Source organism: Polycyclovorans algicola TG408, assembly GCF_000711245.1.
Classification (GTDB): Bacteria; Pseudomonadota; Gammaproteobacteria; order Nevskiales; family Nevskiaceae; genus Polycyclovorans; species Polycyclovorans algicola.
Window position 1 is genome coordinate 3083321 of sequence record NZ_JOMH01000001.1, and the last position, 22969, is coordinate 3106289.

Genomic DNA, 22969 nt, shown 5'->3' on the forward strand with positions numbered 1-22969 from the left:
CTCACGGCCGCGTCGGATCAGCGGGCGCGATGTCGGGCGCCTGGTAAGCCCAGGCCAGTGTCAGGCGTTGCGTTTGGCCGGCTTCGAGGGTGACCTCGCGGGTCTCGACGGCGCCGCGCAACGTCGCCTCGACGGTATAATGGCCCTCTTCAAGGTCGACCAGCATCAACGGGCCGGGGGCTTTGGTTTCGAAAATCACCTCGTCCGACGCATCAAGAATGCGGACCGCGACGTTGGCCGAAAACATGTCACGGCCGTCTTCGGCGCGTTCAGTGAAGGTGAGCGCCAGGGGATAGTCATCGCTGAGCCGGCGCATCTCGTCGGCTTCACGGGCGCCCAGACCCCCTGCGCGGTAGGTCACGCCCGACTCGGTCTGCTGCTCAGGGGGCGCCCCGGCGTGTGCCAGGGCGGTGATCATCAGGATGCCGCTGCCAAGCAAGGCAATCAGGGTGCCGCAGCGACGGCGAAAACGGGGGTCGTTGTCCATGCCATTCCTCCGGTTCGGATGTCGTCCGGGCGCGGCGGCGTGTCGTCGCGCGGCCGGCAAGGTCCCGAGCTTGTCGCCCGAGACCCCCAACAACCTTAACGCGGCCTCGTCACGGGTGCCCGCTTCACGGGCTCAGGCCGGCACGTGCGTGGTGGTCACCTCGGCGATGATCCGGCCGTCGGCGCCGGTCACCGACGTGCGCACCACGGTCAGCCGCCGACCTTTCTTCACGAATCGCGCGGTGGCGCGAAAGGTGCCGCTCTTCTGATTGCCCAGCAGGTTGGCATTGAGTGAGACGGCCAAGGGAAACCCCGAGATGCCTTCGGTCATGTCGCGATTGCCAAAGGCCAGTGCCGTGGCGCAAACGTCGGCAAACCAGAGAATGGCGCCCGCGTGCACCGTCCCAAATGGGTTGAGCAAGCCGGTGTCCAGGGGCATCTCGCCCACCACCTGGTCATCGTGCTGCTCGACGATGCGAAAGTTGATAGTTCCAGCGACATCCATGTAAGTCATCCTGATTGGAACAAATGCAGGCGCGCAGCCTAATCGACCCTGCTGCCTTGCATCGCTTCTTATTTGTTAATCATTCCTATTTGCGTATAATGCGGTCTTGCCCACCTCTTCTCCGGAGCCTGACCATGACGCCTTTTGCCGACGCAGCCCCGCAACTCAACTCCGCGACCGCCCGCCCCCGACCCGCAGCCAGCAACGATCCGCGCCCGCGTCTACGCTCAGAAAGTCTGTTCCGCGACGGGCAGTCGGAAGTTCTGATCGATCACGGTGACCAGTGCTACCGGCTGCGGCTGACGCGCCAGGGCAAGTTACTGCTGCACAAGTAAGCCGCCGCGGAGCCATGACTCTCCTCCCGTACCGGTCTCCAAACGCGCTTGCGCGTCATCCAACCGTGCGGAACTCGCCCCGGGGATTGCCCGGGGTTTCTTTTTGCGCCGGTCGATCTCAACAGTCCCAACCGAATCTTGCGAAAATACCGCCATGAACCCAGAAAACCTGATTGACGCCGCGCCGCGCCGCGTCGGCAATTTCAACGTCGAGCGCGTCACCGAGGTCCATCACTGGACCGACGCCTACTTCAGCTTCACCACCACCCGCAGCGAAGAGTTCCGGTTTGCCAGCGGCCAATTCGTGATGCTGGGGCTCTTGGTCGACGATCGCCCGCTGATGCGCGCCTATTCGATCGCCTCGGCCGCATGGGAAGACGAGCTGAATTTCTTCAGCATCAAGGTGCAGGACGGCCCGCTGACCTCGCGTCTGCAGCATCTGTCGGTGGGCGACGATGTGCTGGTGGGCCGCAAGCCGACCGGCACGCTGCTGATTGATGACTTGCACCCCGGCCGCACGCTGTTCCTGCTGGGCACCGGTACGGGCCTCGCGCCGTGGTTGTCGGTGATTCGCGACCCGGCCACCTACGAGCGCTTCGAGCATGTGGTGGTCGCCCACGGCGTGCGCCACCTGTCGGATCTGGCTTACCAGGACGCGCTGACCCACCAGCTTGCCCGTCACGAATGGCTGGGTCCGAGCATCGCCGAGAAACTGCACTACTACCCGGCTGTGACCCGTGAGCCCTTCAAGCATCAGGGCCGCCTCACGCACCTGCTCGACAGCGGCCAGATGTGCACCGACCTGGGCCTGCCGGCGCTTGATCCCGAGCACGACCGTGCGATGATCTGTGGCAGCCCCACGGTGCTCGCCGACCTGCGTGCCGTGCTCGACCAGCGCGGTTTTGCGCCTTCGCCGCGCATTGGCACACCCGGGGATTACGTGTTCGAGCGGGCCTTCGTCGAGCACTGAACCTCGAGGAGACCCCCATGCTGCGCACCTTGCCTGCCGCCCTGCTGATCACCGCGACACTGCTGCTGGGTGGGTGTGACGTGCCGATCATCGCCGCACCGCCAACACCGGCGCCGACCGCGCCAACGGCCACCCCGGTGCCATTACCGCCGGGCGCTGCCGACCGACTGGCGCGCTATGTCGAAGGCACCCGCACGCTGCTCGCCGAGATCGATGGCGACGCACCCGTCGACGCCTTGCGGGAGACGACGAGCGACCTGCTCGACCAGTCGCTGAAGTTGTTGCCGGACTACCTGGATCTTTACCCGCACTGCGAGTCATATCTGGCGGCGACGCTCGAAATTGCCTTGATCTGGGACAGCCTGTCGCCCTCCGACATCCGCCGCGACTACCTCGACCAGGGCATCCTCCCCACCTCGCCGCGCACCCCCAATTGCGAGCCGATGAAAGACCTGATCGTGCGGCCGGCGATGATGCTGTCCCTGCAAGACCAGCCCGACGTTGACCGCGGCGGGTTACGTGCTGAGATTGCCACCCTGGGCGCCCGCGCCGAGACGGTGACGTTACGCCCCGAACCCACCACCACACCCGGCGGTTAACGGCCCGCCGCGTGCACGTGAGCAGGGCGCCCCTGCGATACTCGGGCGCTTGAGATTCGGCCGGGGACACGATGGAACCCTTGATGATTGCCCTGGCCTTCGCCGCCGGGTTTGCCGCCCGCTGGGTGGGTTTGCCCCCACTGATCGGCTTTCTCGCCGCCGGCTTCATGCTCAACGGCTTGGGGCTGGAGAGCGGCCCGGCGCTGCAGTTGATTGCCGATCTGGGCGTCACCCTGCTGCTGTTCACCATTGGCCTCAAGCTCGACATTCGCAGCCTGTTGCGCGCCGAAATATGGGGTGCCGCCTCCCTGAACATGGTCGCCTCGACGATGGCGCTGATGGCGGTACTGGCCGCTGCCAAGTTCGCCGGCATGGCGATGATGACCGACCTCGACGCCACCGGATTGCTGGTGCTCGGCTTCGCCCTGAGCTTTTCGAGCACGGTGTTCGCGATCAAAGTGCTGGAAGACCGGAGTGAGCTGACCTCGCTCTACGGCGTGGTGGCGATTGGCATCCTCATCATGCAGGACCTTTTCGCAGTGGTTTTTCTCGCCGCATCGAGCGGCGAACCCCCCAGCCCGTGGGCGCTGAGCCTGATTCTGCTGTGGCCGGCGGCAAGGGTGATGCGCATGCTGCTGACCCGCGTCGGCCACGGCGAGCTGCAAGTGCTGTACGGCACCTTTCTGTCGCTGGTGGTGGGCTACAGCTTCTTCGAGGCGGTCGGCCTCAAGGGTGATCTGGGCGCCCTGATCATCGGCATGTTGCTCGCCTCGCATGCCTCCACCGCAGGGCTGGCCAAGTCACTCTTTCACCTGAAAGAACTGTTCCTGGTGGGCTTCTTTCTCAACATCGGCCTCGGCGCGATGCCGGATGTGTCGATGGTGATCATGGCGCTGCTGCTGGTGGCGGTGTTGCCGCTGAAGTCGGCGCTGTATTTTTTCATCCTGATGCGCTTCAAGTTGCGCACCCGCACAGGCCTGTTGGCCACCCTGTCGCTGACCAATTATTCAGAATTTGGCCTGATCGTGGCCGCCATCGCCATCTCGGCCGGGTGGCTGCCCGAGGACTGGCTGGTGGTGATTTCGCTGGCACTGGCCACCAGCTTCGTCGCCGCCAGCGCCCTCAACAGTGCCAGTGAATGGCTGTACACGACACTGCGCGACCGCCTCAAGCGATTCGAGTCTGCCGAATTGATGGCCGCCGATCAGCCGATCACGCTGGAAGGCGTCGATGCCGTAGTGCTGGGCATGGGGCGCATCGGCAGCGGCGCCTATCAGCGGCTCAGCGAGAAGCATGGCTATCGCGTGCTCGGCATCGACAACAGCCCGGCCAAGCTGGCGCTGCACAAAAAGGCCGGCCATCGGGTCATCGAGGGCGACGCGGTGGACTCGGACTTCTGGGACAAGCTGGTCATCGCCGACCGGGTTCAGCTCATTCTGCTGGCCATGCCCCAGCACTCCGGCAACCTGTACGCGCTGACCCGCCTAAAGCATCGGAATTTCAGCGGGCGCATCGCCGCCATCGTCCAGTATCAGGACGAAATCGAGCCCCTGCGGGCACTCGGCGCCAATGCGGTGTTTCACATCTACGAGGAAGCCGGCTCGGCATTTGCGGACGATGCCGTCGCCGACCTGCTCGCGCTCAAGCCGGCATCTTCCAGTGGGCCATCTCGGCCGGGTTGAAGCCAGCCGCCTTGCGCGCCACCCAGTTGAATGGCGCTTTCAGATGCATGTCGTACTCCGCCAACAGCGCGGGAAACAGCGCGTCGGCATCGACCCCGCGTTGCGCACACAGCCAGCGATACCAGCGCGTGCCCACCGCCACGTGCGCCACCTCTTCGCGCAGGATGTCGTGAAGGATGGCCACGGTTTGAAGGTCACCCGCCTGTTCGAGTTTGGCGATCATGCCGGGCGTCACGTCCAACCCGCGCGCCTCCAGCACGCGCGGCACGCAAGCCATGCGCACCAGTGGATCGTGGGCAGTTTTCTCGGCCGCTTCCCACAGGCCGTTGTGCGCCGGAAAGTCGCCGTATGCATGGCCCAATTGCGCCAGCCGCGCGGTCAGCCAGCCGAAGTGCCGGGCTTCGTCCTGCGCCACGGCCAACCAGTCGTGGTCAAACGCGGGCGGCAGATTGCCGAAGCGGCAGACCGCGTCCAACGCCAGGTTGATGGCATTGAACTCGATGTGCGCCACCGCATGAATCAACGCGGCGCGGCCCTCGACGCTGCCAAGGCCGCGATGCGGCACCTCGCGCGGCGCCACCAGGCGCGGCAGGTCGGGGCGGCCCGGCACCTGTGCCCAGCGACCCGTCCAACCGTCGCGGTCGAAGCCCGCCTCGGGACAGCGCAGGGCGGCGACACGGGCGCATTTGTCGTCAGGGTCGCGGGCCACCAGCGCGGCCCAGACGGCGTTCATCCCGTGCGCAGCCGTGTCTGGCCGAGGCCCGGCCGAAGAACGGCGTCGGTCTTCTTGCAAACCCTCATGCGCCGCCAAGCGCCCGATCCAGATCAGCGATCAGGTCAACCGGGTCTTCCAGCCCCACGGCGATGCGCACCAGCCCTTCGGTAATGCCCGCAGCAGCGCGTGCCTCGGCCGAAATGCGCCCGTGCGTGGTCGATGCCGGATGCGTGACCGTGGTGCGTGCGTCACCCAGATTGGCGGTGATCGAGCACAGCCGCGTGGCATCGATGAAGCGCCACGCCGTGTCGCGCCCCCCCTTGACCTCAAAGCTGACGATGCCGCCGCCTGTGCGTTGCTGTGCCTGCGCCAGGGCGTACTGCGGATGCTGCGGCAGACCCGGAAAATGCACGGTGTCGACCTTGGGGTGCTGCGCCAGCCACAGGGCCACCTCGTTGGCGTGACGGGCGTGGGCGTCCATCCGCACCTTGAGCGTTTCCAGCCCCTTGAAAAACACCCAGGCATTGAAGGGGCTCATACACGGACCGCAATTGCGCATGAAGCCGAAGATGTCTTTGCCGACGCGCTGCGCGTCACCGACGATGGCGCCGCCCACACAGCGACCCTGGCCGTCGAGGTACTTGGTGGCCGAGTGGATGACAAAGTCGGCGCCCAGCGCCAGCGGCTTTTGCAGGATGGGCGTCAAAAAGCAGTTGTCCACCGCCAGCGGCACGCCGCGCGTCTTGCACAAGGCTGACAGGCCGGCGATGTCCACCAGCTGCATCAGCGGGTTCGATGGGGTTTCGACAAACACCAGCCGCGTGTTGTCGCGAAAGCCGGCATCCCAGGCCTGCAGATCGGCCATGTCGACGTAGGTCACTGAAATGCCCACCCGCGACAGCCAGTTGTTAAACACCTGAGTGGTCGAGCCGAACAACCCCCGCGACGTCAGCAGGTGATCGCCGGTTTTCATCACCGCCAGACACAGGGTGAAGATCGCCGCCATGCCGCTGGCGGTGGCGATGCAGGATTCGCCGCCCTCCATCGCCGCCAGTCGCTGCTCGAACGCCTGCACCGTGGGGTTGGTAAAGCGCGAATAAATGAACGCATCAGGGTCCGGATCGGCAAACGACGCAGCCGCCTGCGCCGCCGATTCGAAGGTGAAGCTCGAGGTCAGCGCAATCGGCAGTGAGTGATCACGGCTCAGCGTCTCGGGCGCTGCGGCGCGAACGCCCAGCGTCGCGGTGGACCAGTCAGGGTCAATCGGTAGGGTCATCTCACAACACTCCACAACAAAAAAGCCCGCCAGCAGCGATGTGCTCAAACGGGCTTGGCGCACGTTTAGCGGCATTTATAACGCGCCCGCAAGCTGGCTCAAATCGGCGCGAGCGAGACCTTACGCCCAAACCGCCGCGCGGCTCAAGCGTTATGAATGTCGATCAGTGTCTGGTTGCTGCGGTCGCGCTGCTGTTTGGCGGCGTCAGACCGGAACAATTCCAGCTGGCTGAGGTACTCATGGGTGATGTCCTGGGTGATGTACTCGCCCGTGAACACCGAGGTGTCGAAGCGCTGAATTTTCGACTCCTTGTGCTGAACCGCATCGATCAGGTCTTCGAGATCCTGGTAAATCAGCCGGTCGGCGCCGAGCAACTGCTCGAGCTCAGCATCGGTACGGCCATGGGCAACCAGTTCGGAGGCCGACGGCATGTCGATGCCATAGACGTTGGGAAACCGGACAGGCGGCGCCGCCGAGGCGAAATACACCTTGTTGGCGCCGGCCTCGCGTGCCATCTGTACGATCTCCTGGCTGGTGGTGCCGCGGACGATGGAGTCGTCCACCAGCATCACGTTTTTACCCTTGAACTCGATCGGCACCGGGTTGAGTTTCTGGCGCACGCTTTTCTTGCGCTGCGCCTGGCCGGGCATGATGAAGGTGCGGCCGATGTAACGATTCTTGATGAAACCTTCGCGGTAATTCACGCCCAGCCGCGCGGCCAATTCGGCGCCGGCAACGCGCGAGGTGTCGGGAATCGGGATCACGACATCAATGTCGTGGTCCGGCCAGGTGCGCAGAATCTTTTCGGCCAGCTTGATGCCCATGCGCAGCCGGGCTTTGTAAACGTAAATGTCGTCCATCACCGAGTCGGGCCGGGCGAGGTACACGTGCTCGAAAATGCACGGTGAGTAGATCGGATTCACGGCGCACTGCCGCTTGTGAAGCACGCCTTCAAGGGTGATGTAAATCGCCTCGCCGGGCAAAATATCGCCGAGCAACTCGTAGCCCAGCGCATCAAGCGCGACGCTTTCGGAGGCGATCAGATAATCGACGCCGTGTGCGGTCTCACGCTTGCCGTAGACCACCGGCCGAATGCCGAACGGGTCGCGGAAGCCCACCAGCCCGTAGCCGGTGATCATCGCCACGCAGGCGTAGGCCCCCCGGCAGCGGCGGTGCACGCCGGAGACGGCCGCAAACACGTCCTCGGGCACCAGTCGCTGGGTGTTGCGCATCATCAGTTCGTGGGCGAAGACGTTGAGCAGCACTTCCGAGTCGGAGTCGGTGTTCAGGTGTCGCCGGTCTTCGGCAAACAGGGCCTGCTTCAGCTCGTCGGCGTTGGTCAGGTTGCCGTTGTGCGACAGCGAGATGCCGAACGGCGTGTTGGTATAAAACGGTTGCGCTTCGGCCATGCTGGAGCGCCCCGCGGTCGGGTAGCGAACGTGCCCAACGCCCATGGGGCCGATCAAGCCGACCATGTGCTCTTCCTTGTGAAACACGTCGCGCACCAGACCGTTTTCCTTGCGCAGGTAGAGCCGTTGCAAGTTGTTGGTGATGATGCCTGCGGCGTCCTGCCCGCGGTGCTGCAGCATGGTCAGCGCGTCAAACAGCTCCTGGGCCACCGGCCCGGACTGCGAGACGACTCCGGCGATTCCACACATGGCAACTCCGCGCTAGAAGCAAAAAAGAGAACAGCGAACGTCAGGTTTGCGGCGCCGACGTGTCCACCGGGTCGGGCCGCAGTGCGTCCAGCCAGGCCTCGGGCAGCATGGCTGCGATGGCCCGCCGGACAATGTCGAAATGACCGGCCAGATCGGAGTTCTGCCACCAAGAGGCGTCTTGGGCCTCGGCAAGGTCGACCAGCAAGGCCCCCGCGCCCACCAACAGCACCGCACGCACCAGACCGAAACCACCGCCCAGGGTGCGATCAGCCGCCGAAAGGCCGGTTTGGCGAATCCAGTTGGCGAGCAGCGCGGTCAAGATGGCGCCGATGGCGAGGACCGCCAGAAACACACCCGCGTAGGCGGTCAGCACCCGCAAGGCTGGATCGCCAATCAGCCCTGACAGCGCCGAGGCTGCAGCATCGGCAAAGTAAAAAGCCATCACGAAGGCAAAAACCCAGGTGCCAAGGCCGAACATTTCGCGCACCACACCGCGAATCACGCCGACCAGGGTCGAGAGCACCAGCGTCGCGAGAATCACGTAGTCCAACCAATTCATCGGGCGCCCTGTGTCTCAGCCATTCGAGATTTTATCATCCGCGACCACGATGATGGCCGTCGGATCACGACCCCACCACCTGCGCATTGTCGTAGCCGAGCAACACCGCGCGCGCGTGTGCCGACTCGGCCGCGGCGCGCGACTTGAACGGCCCGACGCGGACCCGATGCACCTGCTTGCCCCCGACATCAGCGCTGATCACCCGCGCTGAAAGTCCAGCCACGCCCAGCGACTCCCGCACCTGTTCGGCGCTTTCACGCGTGCCATAGGCGCCGACCTGAACCCAGAAGTCACCGGCTGCCGGCGGCGCCTGTGCAGCGGTCGGCGCTGGCGGTGGCGCGGCGGTCGGGCTGGGTCGGACCGCCGGGGTCGGTGCCGCAGTCGGCCGTGGCGTGGCCGCCGGCGCGGTCGGCACCACCGGGGTGGCCACCGGCACCGGCGTCGTCAAAGGTGTCTCGACGGTCTCCGCCGAGGTCGGCTCAGCAGACGGCAGCGCCGACACGCCGGGCGCCGGCGCTTCAGCCGGACGCAGGTCGATCACCACCGTGTCTTCATCGCGCTCGGTGACCGGCTTCGGGGGCGGCAGCAAGGCGGCAGCCAGCCATGCCAGCACGATCAACACCAGCCCGCCCAGCAGGCGGCGTATCAGACCCTCATCCACTCGCCGCCTCCTCGCCGATCAGCATGGCGCGGGCCGCGCCAACGGTCATGAACGAACCACTGACCAGCACCGTGCCGTCACCTTCGGCAGCGCGCGCCAATGCGCTGGCCAGGTCGCCAATCACTTCGGGCTGCCGTGGCAGCGTCTCCGACGCAGCGGCCAAGCGTTGCGCCAGCGCGAGCGCCGACTGGCCGCGTGGCCCCGCCGTGTCGACCAGCAACACCGATTGCACCTGTGGGGCAAGCGCCGCCAGCACGGCATCGGCGGGTTTGTCGGCGAGCATGCCCAGCACCAGATGCACCGGCTGCGGCAGGCCGGGCAGCAGCGCCGCCAGCGCCAACGCCGCTTCGGCGTTGTGCGCCACATCGAGCACATGGCGCCCGACGCGCTCAAAGCGCCCTGGCAACTGCCAGCGGCGCAGGGCGGTGTCGATCAGGTCATTGGTCAGGGCCACACGCGGCGCCAGACCGTCGAGCAGGGTGATCACGCCCGCGGCATTGCGCAATTGATGCAGGCCTGGCAGCCGTGGCGGCTTCGACAGTCGCCGCGTCTGGCCGCCTTTGCGTTGCCATTGCCATTGCACGCCGCCGCTGTCGATCACCGAAAAATCATCGCCGATCCACAGCGGCGTGATGCCTGCCTGGGCGAGGTGCGGTGCCAAATTGACGGGCGGCGCGTGTTCGGCGCAGACCGCCACACGCCCGGCGCGAAAGATGCCGGCCTTCTCAACCCCGATGGCCTCGCGGCTTTCGCCCAGCCAGTCGCCGTGATCGGTGCCGATGCTGGTGACCAGCGCGGCGTCGGCGTCGAGCAGATTGACCGCGTCGAGCCGCCCGCCCAGGCCCACCTCCAGCACCTGCGCGGTACAGCCGCGCGCGCGGAACACCCACAGCGCCGCCAGCGTGCCGAACTCAAAATAGGTCAGCGGCGTGTCGCCGCGCGCCAACTCGATGGCGCAAAACGCCTCGACGATGGTCGCCGGACTGACCGGCGAACCGTCGACGACGATGCGCTCGGTGTAGTCATGCAAGTGCGGCGAAGTGAACTGACCCACGCACTGACCCGCCAACTGCAGCAGGTCAGCCGCCAGCCGGGTGGCGGCGCCCTTGCCGTTGGTGCCGCCAATCGTCACGGTCAGCGGCGGCGCTTGCCGCAGGCCCAGGCGGTCAGCGACCTCGGTCACCCGATCAAGACCCAACTGGATCTCGGTGGGGTGCCGGGCGAGTTGCCAGTCCAGCCACAGCGCGAGACTGGCGTGCGGTCCGGGCGAGGCCGCCAAGTCGGTGGTCACTCCGAATGCAGGCCTTCGATCATGCGGCGGCGGGGCTGCTGGGCAAGGGCGACGCGTGGGTCAGGATCGCCAACAGACGGTGCACCCGCTCGCGCATTTCGCGGCGGTCGATGATCAGGTCGATGTGGCCGTGCTCCAACAAAAACTCGGCGCGCTGAAAGCCTTCCGGCAGCTTCTGGCGAACGGTCTGCTCAATCACGCGCGCGCCGGCAAAACCGATCAGGGCATTGGGCTCGGCAATGTTGACGTCGCCGAGCATCGCCAGACTGGCCGACACGCCGCCGGTGGTGGGGTGGGTCAATACCGAGATGAACGGCAGGCCACGGTCCGACAGTTTGGCCAGCGCCGCCGAGGTTTTCGCCATCTGGAAAAGCGAGAACAGCGACTCCTGCATGCGCGCGCCGCCCGAGGACGAGAAGCAGATGTAGGGACTGCCCTGCTGAATGGCGGCCTCGACACCGCGAACGAATTTTTCACCGACCACCGACCCCATCGACCCGCCCATGAAGGCAAAGTCGAACGCACTGGCGACCAGTGGAAGGCCGTGCAGACGACCGCGCATCACGATCAGCGCATCGCGCTCGTCGGTGCTGGACTGAGCGGCCTTGATACGGTCCTTGTAGCGCTTACCGTCCTTGAACTTGAGGGGGTCCAGCGGGCTGACGTCCATCGCCAGTTCTTCACGCCCGTCTTCGTCGAGAAACTGCTGCAAGCGCGCGCGACCGCGAATCGGTCGGTGGGCACTGCATTTGGGGCACACCTCAAGGGTGCGCTCCAACTCGGTGCGGTACAGCGCCGCGTGGCAGCTGTCGCACTTGATCCACAAGCCTTCGGGCACGTTGCGCGTGCGCTGCGCGGCGCTGACCAGCTTGGAACCGGTAATTTTATCGAGCCAACTCAAGACCGAACCTCCGAAAACGGACGGGAATCATACGGCTTACCCACCACCCTACCCTGCATCCATGGCACGGCGCAGTGCCGCCAATGTTGCCGTCAACTGTGCCGGCAGCCCATCCGGTTGATCGACGCCTTCGGCAATCTGGTTGACCAGCGTGCTGCCGACCACCACGCCATCGGCAACGCGCGCCACGGCGGCGGCGGTTTCCGGGCTGCGAATGCCAAAACCAACGGCCACGGGAATCTGCGTCACCCCGCGCAGTGCGGCGACCTGGGTCGCCACTGCATCGACATCAAGATTGGCGGCGCCGGTGACGCCCTTGAGCGACACGTAATACAGGTACCCCGCCGCGTGCTCAGCGATGGTCGCGACCCGCGCGATCGGCGTGGTGGGCGACACCAGGAAGATCGGCGCCAACCCGCGTGCGGTCAGCGTCGGCAGATAAGCGTCGGCTTCTTCAACGGCAAGGTCGACAATCAGCACGCCATCGACCCCGGCATGGTCGGCCGCGTCGGCGAAGTCGGCCAAGCCGAAGCGCTCGATAGGATTGAGATACCCCATCAGCACCACCGGCGTTTGCGCATCGGTCTGGCGAAATTCGCTCACCAGCGCGAGGGTGCGCCGCAACGTGGTGCCGGCTTTGAGCGCCCGCTCGCAGGCCAGTTGAATCACCGGGCCATCGGCCATCGGGTCAGAGAACGGCATGCCGAGTTCGATGATGTCGGCCCCGCCGGCCACCAAAGCGTGCATCAACGCGACGCTGTGACCGGGGTGCGGGTCACCGGCGGTGATGTACGGAATCAGGGCCTTGCGGCCGTCGGCCCGAAGCCGCGCAAAGGTGGCGTTCAAGCGGCCAGACGCCGAGGATTGGGTACTCATGTGAGGGAAATGCCCTCGCGCTTGGCAATGGTGAAAATATCCTTGTCGCCGCGACCCGAGAGGTTGACCACGATGTGCCGATCAGGCCCTAACTCAGTCGCCAGCACTTTGGCGTAAGCCAGCGCGTGGGACGGTTCCAGCGCCGGGATGATGCCCTCGACGCGGGTCAACTCATGGAAGGCGGCCAGCGCGGCGTCATCGTTGATCGCCACATAGCGGGCGCGCCCACTGTCCTTAAGCCACGCGTGCTCGGGGCCGACGCCGGGATAGTCCAGGCCCGCCGAAATCGAATGGGTGTTCGAAATCTGGCCGTCAGCGTCGGCCATGATGTAGGTCTTGTTGCCGTGCAGCACGCCGGGCGTTCCGGCCGACAGTGGTGCAGCATGGTCGGGCGTGTCGATGCCGTAACCGCCGGCCTCGACACCGACCAACTCAACGCCGTCCATGCCGATGAATGGGTGAAACATGCCGATGGCGTTCGAGCCACCGCCGACGCAAGCGACCAGCACGTCCGGCATGCGACCGATGCGCGCCGGGCATTGCACCAGCAGTTCGCGGCCGACCACGGCATTGAAGTCGCGCACCAGCATCGGGTACGGGTGCGGGCCGGCCACCGTGCCGATCACATAAAACGTGTCGTCGACGTTGGTCACCCAATCGCGCAGCGCCTCGTTGAGCGCGTCCTTGAGCGTCTGCGTGCCACTTCGAACCGGAATCACCTCTGCGCCCAGCAGTTTCATTCGATACACGTTGGGCGACTGCCGCTCGACGTCTTCAGCGCCCATGTAGACCACGCATTTCAGACCCAGGCGCGCGGCGATGGTGGCGCTGGCCACGCCGTGTTGGCCGGCGCCGGTCTCGGCAATGATGCGGGTCTTGCCCAAATGCTTGGCGAGTAGGGCCTGACCGACGGTGTTGTTGATCTTGTGCGCACCGGTGTGGTTCAGGTCTTCGCGCTTGAGCCAGATCTGCGCACCGCCCCACTTCGCCGTCAGGCGCTCGGCGTGATATAGCGGGCTGGGCCGGCCGACATAGTGTTTGAGGTCGTTGTCCAACTCGGCCAGGAACGTCGGGTCGTCCTTGAGACGCGCGTAGGCCTCGCTGAGCCGCGCCAACGGTTCCATCAGGGTTTCGGCGACAAACTGACCGCCGTAGGGGCCAAAATGCCCGCGGGCATCCGGAAAGTCATAGGGCATAGCGTTCAACCTAATGCGTCCGCAGCGCGCACCGCCGCGACAAAGTCCACCATTTTGCCGGAATCCTTGATGCCCGGCCGCGACTCGATGCCGCTGGAGACATCCACCGCAAATGGTCGCGCGACGGCGATGGCCTCGGCCACGTTGCCTGGGTGCAGTCCGCCCGCCACGATCAGGGGCATCGGCAGGCGCTGCTGCGCAGCTTGCCAGTCAAAGGTTTCACCGCTGCCGCCCATTGCCCCCGGTGCATGACCGTCTAGCAACAACGCCCCGGCGCCGGCAAACGCGGCGGACGCGGCAACAAGATCGGCCCCACCCTTCATCGCCAGCGCCTTGAACCAGCGCCGACCGAAGCGCGCGCAGTCGGCAGCAGACTCGCTGCCGTGAAACTGCAACCAGTCGGGCGAGAACGTTGCCAGCGCAGCGTCAATCCACTCGGCCGGGGCGTCCTTGAACAAGGCCACGCTCGCCACCCCCGGCGGCAGACGGTGACGCAGGGTCTCGGCGATCCCGGCATTGATCGCGCGCGGGCTTTGCGGCACCAGCACGAAGCCCACGAGGTCGACGCCCAGGGCCACGGCCAGATCAAGGTCTTCGGCGCGGGTGATGCCGCAAAACTTGATGCGGGTGCGGTGGGGGCGTAACTGTGCGGCGTCATTCATGGCGCAATTATGAGCCCGCCGGGTAAGGCCAGGGCGGCGGTGCAGGAATCTCGAACGCGAGCGGGTACCGCGGTCCGACGAAGTACAGACCATCGGCGGCGGCGGTCATGCCGGCGAGGCGGCGGTCACGCGCCGCCAGCACGTCGGCGATCCATGTTTCGGGCCGGCGGCCGAGACCCACCTCGACCAGGCTGCCGACAATGTTGCGCACCATGTGGTGCAAAAACGCGTTGCCGAGGACGTGGATCCCGATCATGACGCCGTCGCGCACGACATTGACGTGGGCCAGTTCGCGCACCGGGTTGGGCGCCTGGCAGCGGGTGTCGCGAAAGCTGGAAAAGTCATGCCGCCCCACCAGCGCCTGTGCCGCACGATGCATGGCGACCTCGTCGAGCGGGCGCATCTCCCAGGTGGCGCGCCCACCCCACAGGGCGCTGCGCGCGCGTTGGTTGAGGATCAGATAGCGGTACTCGCGGGCACTGGCCTCAAAGCGGGCGTGAAAGCGATCCGACACGGGCATCGCCCAGCGCAGGCTGACATCGGGCGGCAGCAGGCTGTTGGTGCCCAGCAGCCATGCGTAGGGACGCCGCGCGGCACTGCTGTCGAAGTGAATCACCTGTTGCAGCGCGTGTACGCCGGCATCGGTGCGTCCGGCGGTCACGATCTGCACCGGATGATCGGCGACGGTGCTCAAGGCCGCCTCGACGGTGCCTTGCACGGTCGTCTGGTCGGGCAGCCGCTGCCAGCCGGAATAGCCGCTGCCCAGATATTCGACGCCCGCAGCCCAGCGCTGATTCATCGCGGCCAAAGCCAGACCCCCAGCACCAGCAGCACCAGCAGTCCCCACTCCCAGAGCCGTGGCCAGGGCAAGGCCAGCACGTGATGCGTCGAGGTCGGCGGCTGGCGCTCAATCTCTGCAATCCATGCTGCCGCGAGGTCCAGCCCCTTGAGCCCCTGCGCCTTGAGCTTGCGGTAGCGCGCCTCAACCCCATCAACCGCCGACAGCGTAAAGGCCAGCAGCGCCGTGGCGCGGCCGGTCGGCACGCCGAGGCGCGACAACGGCGTCAGCAACTGGTCCAGGGCGGCCACCAGTTGCGGCACCGGGGTGACCGACAGCAACCAGTAGACCGCCGCCAACAGGCTGACCAACACCAGAATGCGCCGACTGCCTTCCCACAAGCCTTCCCAACTGAGGCCGGGTGTCCAGGGCGTCAGGGCTTCGCCAGGGGTAAAGCCGAGGTAGAGCACGACAATACTGAGCAGCAGCCAGCGCAGCCGCATCACACCGAAGCGAAGCCGCCGCAGCGCACCGGGCTCGGTGACGGCATAAGCGGTGATCAAACCGAAGGCCAGCACCAGCAGATCGGCCAGCGGCAGGCTGCTGAGCGCCGGCGCGATGATGATCAGCATCAACACCCGGGTGAGCGGACGCAAGCCACGCCCGGTGCCCGCCACCACGCTCAACCCAGCCGCGACATCAGGCTGCGCGCCTCGTCCTGCTGGGTGTCGTTTCCTTCGACCAGCACTTCGCCGAGCAGCGCGCGCGCCATCTCGGCATCGCCCATGTCGACGTAGGCACGGGCAAGATCGAGCTTGGTGGCCGCTTCGTCACCGGTTCCCAGCGAATCGCTGTCGGCTTCGGCGTCGGTCTCTGGCGTCAGCTCCTTGTCGAGCGCGAAGTCGTCGAGCTTGAAGTCATCAAGGGCATCCAGCTCATCAATCGCCGGACCCGGCTCGGCGGCCTGCAACGGGGTCGTCGGCACTGCGGGCGGCGGCGCGTCGTCGAAACCGCTGAGGTCAAAATCGACGCCAGGGTCGTCGCCTTCTGCCGCCGGCGGAGTCGCAGGGGCTGCAGGGGCTGCAGGGGCTGCGGCAGGCTCGGGGGCATCAAACTTTAGGTCGAAGCCAATGAAGTTTTCCGGCGCCGAAGGGGTGGCGCCCGGGGCTTGCAGCACGTCGGACGGATCGGGCGACGGCAGGTCGTCGAGGCTGAAGTCGAGGCCGCCATCGTCCGGCAGCGGGGCCGCGGGCGACTCCACATCAACAACGGCGTCCTGCGCCGCCGCATCGGCAGCAAACAGCGGCGCGTCAGGCGCGACCCGGCGGCCGGCTTCGACCAGCGCCTGCCACTGGGCGTCATTGACGTGGGGCTTGGCGTCTTTGGCGGCAGCGATGAAAGCGCGCACGCGCCCGGCATCGAGCAACACTTCGGCGCGCTTGACCAGCCATTCGGCGCGGTACGGGTCACCTTCCAGCGCCGTGTCGAGCGCGTCGAGCGCGTCGTCGTAAAGGCCAAAGGACATGTGCGCGTCGGCCTGCGCCAAGGGATCATCATCGATCGCCGCGGCGGGCGTGGTGTCGGCCGGAATGTCGGGAAGTTCGGGTGTCGGCGTTGGTGTCGGCGCGTCAAGCTCTGACAGCAGCGCGTCCGCCTTGGCCCAGCCACTCTCAGGGTCGAGACCGGCATCAAAATCATCGTTGAAATCGGACTCGACTGGATCACGCTGCGATGACGTCTTGTCGGCAGGCGCGTCAATCACCTGTGCGGCGTCAAAATCGGGAATGTCGTCAAGGTTGGCGGGGTCGGCCTGCGCACGGGTCCGCTCGGCATCGGCCTGCTCTTCGGCATAGGCAGCCATGAACAGTGCCTCGGCTTCGTCGGCCTGGCGCTGCGCAGCCTCAACCGAGGCCGGCGGTGCCGCGCTGACGGCAGCACCCCCCCCGACAGCGGGGGCAGCATTGAGGTTGGGCGACGACTTCTTCGGCGCAGGCGGAGGCGGAGGCGGAACGACACTGGCCGTGTCGGCGCTTGCCTGGCGGCGGCGGCGAACCAGCAGCACGACAATCAAGCCGACCACGATCACCAGCAGCAATAACGGCCAAAGCGGCACGCCAGGCGACGCATCAGCGCCCGAGCCGCTGACGGCGGGTTCGGCAGCGTCGCGCTCGGTGTCGACCGCCAGCGGGTCATCGACGTCGCCGACGCCGTCAACGCCGCCGGTTTGGGCTTCATCAGGTTCCGCGCCGGTGTCAAGGTCGGAATCCGGGCCAAGACCCGCATCATCGAGGCCGGTTTCGGCATCGTCCATCGCCGACGGGTCTGCTGTGCCGGCAGCGGTGTCAGCGTCGGCATCCGCTTCGGCAGGGGCGCCCGGTAGGGTGCCATCAACGGCCGGAGCAGCCGCGCTGGCATCGTCGGGGTTGTCGTCAGCCGCCATCGGCGCCGGCGTTGCACTGGGGGTGGCGGTCACCGTCGGCGTGGCCGTCGGGGTCGCGGTGGGCGTCGATGTGGCGGTGGGTGTCGATGTGGCGATGGGCCGGGCCGTGGCTGCCGGCGCCTGGCGCGGCGCGGCAGACGCCGCTCGGCCGTCGATACGGCCACTGCGACGCATGGCGGCGACGGCGGCCTGCGCTTCCTGCGCCGAGGTCCTGAGCATGGCGTCGCGGCTGGGGACATCGAGTGTGACGTTCTTCATCAGGCCTTCAAACCGACCCCGATCAAACGCCGTCGGGTTGGCCATGATCAGCGCATAGATGACCTGGTTCATCTCGACGTCGGCGTCCGGGCGCACGGCGGTGGCCACACCCCACAGGGTTTCGCGCGGCTTGACGGTGTACTGCTGGGTCGCGGACGGCGTCGGCGAAGGCGCGTCGCTGGCGGTCGTCTTCGCGGGCGGGGTTGCCGACGCGCGGGTGGGCACAGCCGTTGGCGCGGCGGTCGACACCTCGGTTGGCGTTACCGTGGGTGCGGCCGTCGGTGCTGGCGTGGCGACCACGGGCGTCGGGGCGGGCGACCGCGTGGTCGGCGACGGCGTGGCCACTTGGCGCGGAAGTGTCGGGGGCGGCGCGGGTGTGTCGCTGCTGCGGCCGGCAATGATCGGCGGCGGCGGGTCAAGCAAGACGGTGTACTCGCGAAGCACGCGGCCGGTGGCCGAGCGCACGTCAAGCAAGAAGGTCAGAAATGGTTCGCGCACGGCGCGCGAGGCGTTGATCTCGATGCGTGGCGGGCTGCCCGCGACCACTTTGAACTCAAGGTTGCTGAGGTAATCGGCGCGCTCGATGCCCATGCGCTCAAAATCGGCACCGTCGGCGAGCTTGACGCGCACGGCATCGACGTCGTCGGTGGGCACGGCCAGCAATGGAATCTGCGCCACGAACGGTTGGTTCAACGCGGACCGCACCTGTATCTCGCCCAAGCCGAGCGCCATGGCGGTCGACGTACCGATCAGAGCGGCAACGCTCAGTGACGCAACCCAAAAACGACGCATTTCCCTCTCCCTTGGATTCAGGCGGCTTGGCAACCTGACGCGGTCAGCCCTGATAGATCACACGAACTTTAAACCGCAGTTCCTTCAATTGGCTGAAAAACTACCGGACTGTAGAACCGCACAGCCGTCGCAGCAAGCGTGCAGCGGGTTCGGCGGCGCCGATTCCCAGATTGTCGGCCACCACCGCCAACTGTAACCGGCGCTCTGCAACATGCACATCGCGTACCCGTACGCCGCCGTCGGACGCCATCAAGGTGACCGGCGAGGGCACCTCGTCTGTGGCGTCGCTGACCACCACACCGGGAATTTTCGCCAGACAGGCGCACACGGCTGCGGCGTCAATCGTGTCGCTCTCGAGGGTGATGAAGACGCTGATCGACAGGCCGACAAACACCGGCACATCCCAGCATTGCAACTGGATGCGGCGCTCGGCACCGGACCAAAAGGCTGCGGCAGCCGCGGCATGCCGCTCCGGCGCCGGGGCGACCGGCAGGGTGTTGAAGGCGATGCGTTGCGGATAGACCCCGGCGGGGGGGTCACGAAAGTTCAAGACCGCAGCGGTCTGTTGGCCAAGAATCTCCAGCGCGGCGCTGCCCCGTTCCGAGGCGGGCTGCATCACCGAGGCCGTCACGGCACTGACGCCAAACGCGGCGTGCAAAGGACGTAGCAACTTCGCGAGCACCACCCAGCCACTGCTCGCCAGTTGCAAGCGCTGCGACGGCAGGGGGTCATCCGCCGCGACCATGACTGGCCAGCCGTCTTCGCCCGCATCGTTCAACCCCAGTGCGGCAACGCCCTGCCTGGCCAAGGTCGCGAGTCGCGCCGCTGCCCCAGGCACCGAGCCGTCGGCGCAGGCCGCAGCGATGCCGTCGGGCAAGTCGTCGTCAATATCAGCGGCGTTGACCGCCAGCACCGCACGGCGCGCATGACCCGCGTCGGCCAGGGCGTCAATCAGCAATTCGCCGACCGGGCTGTCGGCGCCGAGGACGGCGATCAGCGGATCGGCGCTCAAGCCTTGAGACCGGGCGTGGTCAACAGGATGCGCAGCATGCGCCGCAGCGGTTCGGCGGCGCCCCACAGCAACTGGTCGCCAATCACGAAGGCCGACACGTACTGCGGGCCAAGATTGAGCATGCGGACGCGCCCCACGCCAATCTCCAGCCCACCGGTGATGGCGGCGGGAATCAGCTCCTTGACCGTGACCTCGCGCTCGTTGGGTACCCACTTCACCCAGTCATTGCCGGAGCGGATGATGCGCTCAATCTCGCCAAGCGGGATGTCCTGGTGCAGCTTCAACGTCAGTGCCAGGCTGTGGCAACGCATGGCACCGATGCGCACGCACAGGCCGTCCACCGGCACCGGCTTGGCATTACCGAGGATCTTGTTGACCTCGGCCTGACCTTTCCATTCTTCCTTGCTCTGGCCATTGTCGAGCTGGGCATCGATCCATGGAATCAACCCACCCGCCAGCGGTGCACCAAAGTATTCAGTGGGCACTTCGTTGTTGATGGCCTGAGCCACCTTGCGGTCGATGTCGAGAATGGCCGAGGCCGGGTCGGCCAGCTCGGCGGCTACGGCGCCGTGTACTGCGCCCATGCCGGTGAGCAGCTCGCGCATGTGGTTGGCCCCGCCACCCGACGCCGCCTGATAGGTCATCGAGCTGACCCAATCCACCAATCCTTCGCGGAACAGCCCGCCCACACCCATCAGCAGGATGGAGTTGGTGCAGTTGCCGCCGATGAAGTTCTTGATGCCGCGCGCCAGTGCGTCATCAATCACCTGGCGATTGACCGGGTCAAGCACGATGACCGCGTCGTCCTTCATGCGCAGCGTCGAGGCGGCGTCAATCCAGTAGCCGTTCCAGCCGCTGGTGCGCAGCTTGGGGAACACGGCGTGGGTGTAGTCGCCGCCCTGGCAGGTGATGACCACGTCCATTGCCGCCAGTGCAGCAACCTCGTTGGCGTCTTTCAGGGCTTGCGTGGTGCAGCCTTCAATCTGCGGACCGGCGCCGCCGACGTTCGAGGTCGAAAAAAAGTGTGGCTCGATCAGCCCGAAGTCACCCTCGGCCTGCATGCGTGCCATCAGCACCGACCCCACCATCCCGCGCCACCCGACAAATCCGACTTTGGTCATCACGTCCATCCTGTTTTACGTTCAAAGGGCTCATGTAGGTCGGCCTTCAGGCCGACTTCGAACCTTGCCTGTCGGGTTGAAACCCGACCTACTTGGCTGCTGTTCTGTTCCAACACACAAATCAAAATATTTAACGCAAAGGCGCAAAGGGAAAAAGCGAGGACGCGAAGAGAAACAAAAAAATCAGGGAAGACCCTGTCAGTGCGCACAGTTTCCTCATCGGTTTCTTCTTTGCGTCCTTTCTTTCCTCTTTGCGCCTTTGCGTTGAAATGTTTTTGACTCTTCTCAACCGCCCGTCATCGCCGCCAAAAACGCCGCGCCCATTTCGCGCGTGCCGATCACCTGCTCGCCTGGCATGGCGATGTCGCCGGTGCGGTGGCCCGCCTGCAGCACGGCCTTGACGGCGGCTTCAATGCGGCCGGACACGTCGGGACGATCAAAGCTGTACTTGAACATCATCGCCACCGACAGAACGGTCGCCAACGGGTTCGCCTTGTTCTGGCCCATGATGTCGGGCGCGCTGCCGTGAATGGGTTCGTAAAGCCCCTTGTTGTTCACGTCGAGCGAGGCCGAGGGCAGCATGCCGATGGAGCCACCGAGCATCGAGGCTTCGTCAGACAGGATGTCGCCAAAAATGTTGCCGGTGACCATCACGTCGAACTGCTTCGGCCGTTTCACCAACTGCATGGCGGCGTTGTCGACGTACATGTGGGTCAGCTCGACGTCGGGGTACTGCGACGACAGGCCGATCATCACTTCACGCCACAGCCGTGAGGTGTCGAGCACGTTCTCCTTGTCGACACTGCAAAGCCGCTTGCTGCGCTTTTGTGCGGCCTGAAAGGCGACGTGACCGATGCGCTCGATCTCAGAGCGCGCGTAATGCATGGTGTCGAAGCCTTCGTCTTCGCCGTCGGCATTGGTGCGACGGCCGCGCGGCTGACCAAAGTAAATGTCGCCGGTGAGCTCGCGGAGAATCAAGATGTCGAGTCCGGCAATGATCTCGGGCTTGAACGACGAGGCCGCCGCCAGCGCTTCATAGGCCAGCGCGGGGCGCAGGTTGGCGAACAGAGCCAGATCCTTGCGAATGCCGAGGATGCCGCGCTCGGGGCGCAGCTCGCGCGGCAGGTCGTCGTACTTCGGGCCGCCGACCGCGCCCATCAGGATGGCGTCCGCGGCGCGCGCGGCCGTCTGCGTCGATTGCGGATACGGGTGGCCTTCGGCGTCCACCGCCGCGCCGCCGAGTAGGCCGAACGACCAGTTCAGGGCTTCGCCCTCGGCCTTGAGCAGTTCCAGCACCTTGACCGCTTCGGCCATGATTTCGGGGCCGATGCCATCGCCGGGGAGGATGAGGATGTTCTTGCTCATAGTGCGTCTCGTCAGTCGTGGTGAAGTGCGGCGTCAGGCAAACAACCAAGGCGTCTGCGCGCGACGCTTGGCCTCGTAGGCACGGATGGCATCGGCGCTTTGCAGGGTCAGGCCAATCTCGTCGAGGCCATTGACCAGGTTGTGCTTGTGGTGCGGATTGATGTCGAACGCGAAGCTTCGTCCATCGGGCAGACGCACCTGCTGAGCCGGTAAATCAATGGTGATACTTGCGTTGGCATCGGCGTTCACGACCTCGAACAATGCCTGCACTTCGTCCTCTTTCAATGCAACCGGCAGCAAGCCATTTTTGAAGCAGTTGGAGAAGAAGATATCGGCGTAGCTGGGCGCAATCACGGCGCGAAAGCCCTGGTCGTCCAGCGCCCAAACCGCGTGCTCGCGCGACGAGCCGCAGCCAAAGTTGTCGCGCGCCAGCAGAATCTCGGCGCCCGCGTGCTTGGCATCGTTGAGCACGAAGTCGGGATTCAGCCGCCGCGTCGCGGGGTCAACATCCAGGGTGCCGGGGTCGAGGTAGCGCCAGTCGTCAAACAGGAACGGCCCGAAGCCGGTGCGCTTGATCGACTTCAGGTACTGCTTGGGAATGATCGCGTCGGTGTCCACGTTGGGACGATCCAGCGGCAAGGCCTTGGCGGTGACTTGGGTAAAGGCTTTCATGGCTCACCTCGAAAAAACGATTCAAAAGTAGTGAAAAAACAACATCAAATGCTTCAACGCAAAGGCGCAAAGAACAGCCAAGAAAGGACGCAGAGAAAACAAGAAAACAAAAAACTTCTTTGTGTTCAGCGACAATTCCCGCTTCACCCCAAGTCTTCG

General features: G+C 65.5%; 23 protein-coding genes and 1 riboswitch. Of the genes, 4 read left to right on the forward strand and 19 right to left on the reverse strand.

Going from position 1 to position 22969, the window contains the following annotated elements:
• Window position 1 precedes the first annotated feature (1 nt).
• Together U741_RS18000 and U741_RS0114760 are read right to left on the reverse strand one after the other, a co-directional pair.
• Window positions 2–487, reverse strand: a complete 486-nt coding sequence (locus U741_RS18000) for a peptidase associated/transthyretin-like domain-containing protein (RefSeq protein ID WP_052378870.1) — start codon at window positions 485–487, stop codon at window positions 2–4.
• 132 nt (window positions 488–619) lie between these two features.
• Entirely contained in the window at window positions 620–991 is a 372-nt protein-coding gene (locus U741_RS0114760) for a PaaI family thioesterase (RefSeq protein ID WP_029891215.1), read from the reverse strand.
• Window positions 992–1125: 134 nt separating this feature from the next.
• On the opposite strand from U741_RS0114760, the gene hemP reads away from it, so the two are divergent.
• The 4 genes from hemP to U741_RS0114780 all read left to right on the forward strand — a co-directional run bounded on the left by hemP (window position 1126) and on the right by U741_RS0114780 (window position 4577).
• Window positions 1126–1326, forward strand: coding sequence for a hemin uptake protein HemP (gene hemP / locus U741_RS0114765; protein ID WP_029891216.1), 201 nt, complete (start codon window positions 1126–1128; stop codon window positions 1324–1326).
• Between the two features lie 154 nt (window positions 1327–1480).
• Window positions 1481–2296: a ferredoxin--NADP reductase gene (locus tag U741_RS0114770; protein WP_052378871.1), complete on the forward strand. Its 816-nt coding sequence runs from the start codon at window positions 1481–1483 to the stop codon at window positions 2294–2296.
• 17 nt (window positions 2297–2313) lie between these two features.
• A complete protein-coding gene (locus U741_RS0114775) occupies window positions 2314–2895 on the forward strand; it encodes a hypothetical protein (RefSeq protein WP_029891218.1) in 582 nt (193 codons plus the stop codon).
• Between the two features lie 71 nt (window positions 2896–2966).
• Window positions 2967–4577: a cation:proton antiporter domain-containing protein gene (locus tag U741_RS0114780; protein ID WP_029891219.1), complete on the forward strand. Its 1611-nt coding sequence runs from the start codon at window positions 2967–2969 to the stop codon at window positions 4575–4577.
• Here the strand turns inward: U741_RS0114780 and U741_RS0114785 are convergent.
• The 17 genes from U741_RS0114785 to leuD form a co-directional block, all read right to left on the reverse strand.
• Window positions 4537–5310 (reverse strand): ferritin-like domain-containing protein, encoded by a 774-nt coding sequence (locus tag U741_RS0114785; RefSeq protein ID WP_052378872.1) that lies wholly within the window; start codon window positions 5308–5310, stop codon window positions 4537–4539. The two genes, U741_RS0114780 and U741_RS0114785, sit on opposite strands and share 41 nt — an antisense overlap.
• A 64-nt stretch (window positions 5311–5374) precedes the next feature.
• Window positions 5375–6568 (reverse strand): O-succinylhomoserine sulfhydrylase, encoded by a 1194-nt coding sequence (locus U741_RS0114790; protein WP_029891221.1) that lies wholly within the window; start codon window positions 6566–6568, stop codon window positions 5375–5377.
• A gap of 45 nt (window positions 6569–6613) precedes the next feature.
• A riboswitch (SAM riboswitch) is annotated at window positions 6614–6688 on the reverse strand.
• Between the two features lie 23 nt (window positions 6689–6711).
• Window positions 6712–8226, reverse strand: coding sequence for an amidophosphoribosyltransferase (gene purF, locus U741_RS0114795; RefSeq protein ID WP_029891222.1), 1515 nt, complete (start codon window positions 8224–8226; stop codon window positions 6712–6714).
• A gap of 40 nt (window positions 8227–8266) precedes the next feature.
• The gene (locus tag U741_RS18005; protein WP_052378873.1) at window positions 8267–8785 is read right to left on the reverse strand and encodes a CvpA family protein; all 519 of its coding nucleotides are present in this window, start codon (window positions 8783–8785) and stop codon (window positions 8267–8269) included.
• Between the two features lie 64 nt (window positions 8786–8849).
• The gene (locus U741_RS18680) at window positions 8850–9446 is read right to left on the reverse strand and encodes an SPOR domain-containing protein (RefSeq protein ID WP_052378874.1); all 597 of its coding nucleotides are present in this window, start codon (window positions 9444–9446) and stop codon (window positions 8850–8852) included.
• Window positions 9439–10737 (reverse strand): bifunctional folylpolyglutamate synthase/dihydrofolate synthase, encoded by a 1299-nt coding sequence (locus U741_RS0114810; protein ID WP_052378875.1) that lies wholly within the window; start codon window positions 10735–10737, stop codon window positions 9439–9441. Before U741_RS0114810 ends, U741_RS18680 begins: the two co-directional genes overlap by 8 nt.
• Before the next feature lie 19 nt (window positions 10738–10756).
• Window positions 10757–11638 carry an acetyl-CoA carboxylase, carboxyltransferase subunit beta gene (gene accD / locus U741_RS0114815; RefSeq protein ID WP_029891226.1) on the reverse strand — a complete coding sequence of 294 codons (882 nt, stop codon included), beginning with the start codon at window positions 11636–11638 and terminating at the stop codon, window positions 10757–10759.
• A gap of 48 nt (window positions 11639–11686) precedes the next feature.
• A complete protein-coding gene (trpA, locus tag U741_RS0114820) occupies window positions 11687–12514 on the reverse strand; it encodes a tryptophan synthase subunit alpha (protein WP_029891227.1) in 828 nt (275 codons plus the stop codon).
• Window positions 12511–13710, reverse strand: a complete 1200-nt coding sequence (gene trpB / locus U741_RS0114825) for a tryptophan synthase subunit beta (RefSeq protein ID WP_029891228.1) — start codon at window positions 13708–13710, stop codon at window positions 12511–12513. The genes trpA and trpB overlap by 4 nt, the downstream gene beginning before the upstream one ends.
• A 5-nt stretch (window positions 13711–13715) precedes the next feature.
• Window positions 13716–14372, reverse strand: coding sequence for a phosphoribosylanthranilate isomerase (locus U741_RS0114830; protein ID WP_029891229.1), 657 nt, complete (start codon window positions 14370–14372; stop codon window positions 13716–13718).
• A gap of 7 nt (window positions 14373–14379) precedes the next feature.
• Window positions 14380–15171: a tRNA pseudouridine(38-40) synthase TruA gene (gene truA / locus U741_RS0114835; protein WP_043110297.1), complete on the reverse strand. Its 792-nt coding sequence runs from the start codon at window positions 15169–15171 to the stop codon at window positions 14380–14382.
• Window positions 15168–15806 carry an energy-coupling factor transporter transmembrane component T gene (locus U741_RS18685; protein WP_152551632.1) on the reverse strand — a complete coding sequence of 213 codons (639 nt, stop codon included), beginning with the start codon at window positions 15804–15806 and terminating at the stop codon, window positions 15168–15170. Before U741_RS18685 ends, truA begins: the two co-directional genes overlap by 4 nt.
• A 26-nt stretch (window positions 15807–15832) precedes the next feature.
• On the reverse strand, window positions 15833–18640 hold the full coding sequence (locus U741_RS0114845; RefSeq protein ID WP_029891232.1) for a motility hub landmark protein FimV: 2808 nt from the start codon (window positions 18638–18640) through the stop codon (window positions 15833–15835).
• Window positions 18641–18740: 100 nt separating this feature from the next.
• Complete coding sequence (locus U741_RS0114850; RefSeq protein WP_029891233.1) at window positions 18741–19652, reverse strand: Asd/ArgC dimerization domain-containing protein; 912 nt, start codon at window positions 19650–19652, stop codon at window positions 18741–18743.
• Complete coding sequence (gene asd, locus U741_RS0114855; protein ID WP_029891234.1) at window positions 19649–20773, reverse strand: aspartate-semialdehyde dehydrogenase; 1125 nt, start codon at window positions 20771–20773, stop codon at window positions 19649–19651. Before asd ends, U741_RS0114850 begins: the two co-directional genes overlap by 4 nt.
• Before the next feature lie 285 nt (window positions 20774–21058).
• Window positions 21059–22138, reverse strand: a complete 1080-nt coding sequence (gene leuB / locus U741_RS0114860) for a 3-isopropylmalate dehydrogenase (protein ID WP_029891235.1) — start codon at window positions 22136–22138, stop codon at window positions 21059–21061.
• A gap of 33 nt (window positions 22139–22171) precedes the next feature.
• Window positions 22172–22810, reverse strand: a complete 639-nt coding sequence (gene leuD, locus U741_RS0114865) for a 3-isopropylmalate dehydratase small subunit (protein ID WP_029891236.1) — start codon at window positions 22808–22810, stop codon at window positions 22172–22174.
• Between the last annotated feature and the right edge of the window lie 159 nt (window positions 22811–22969).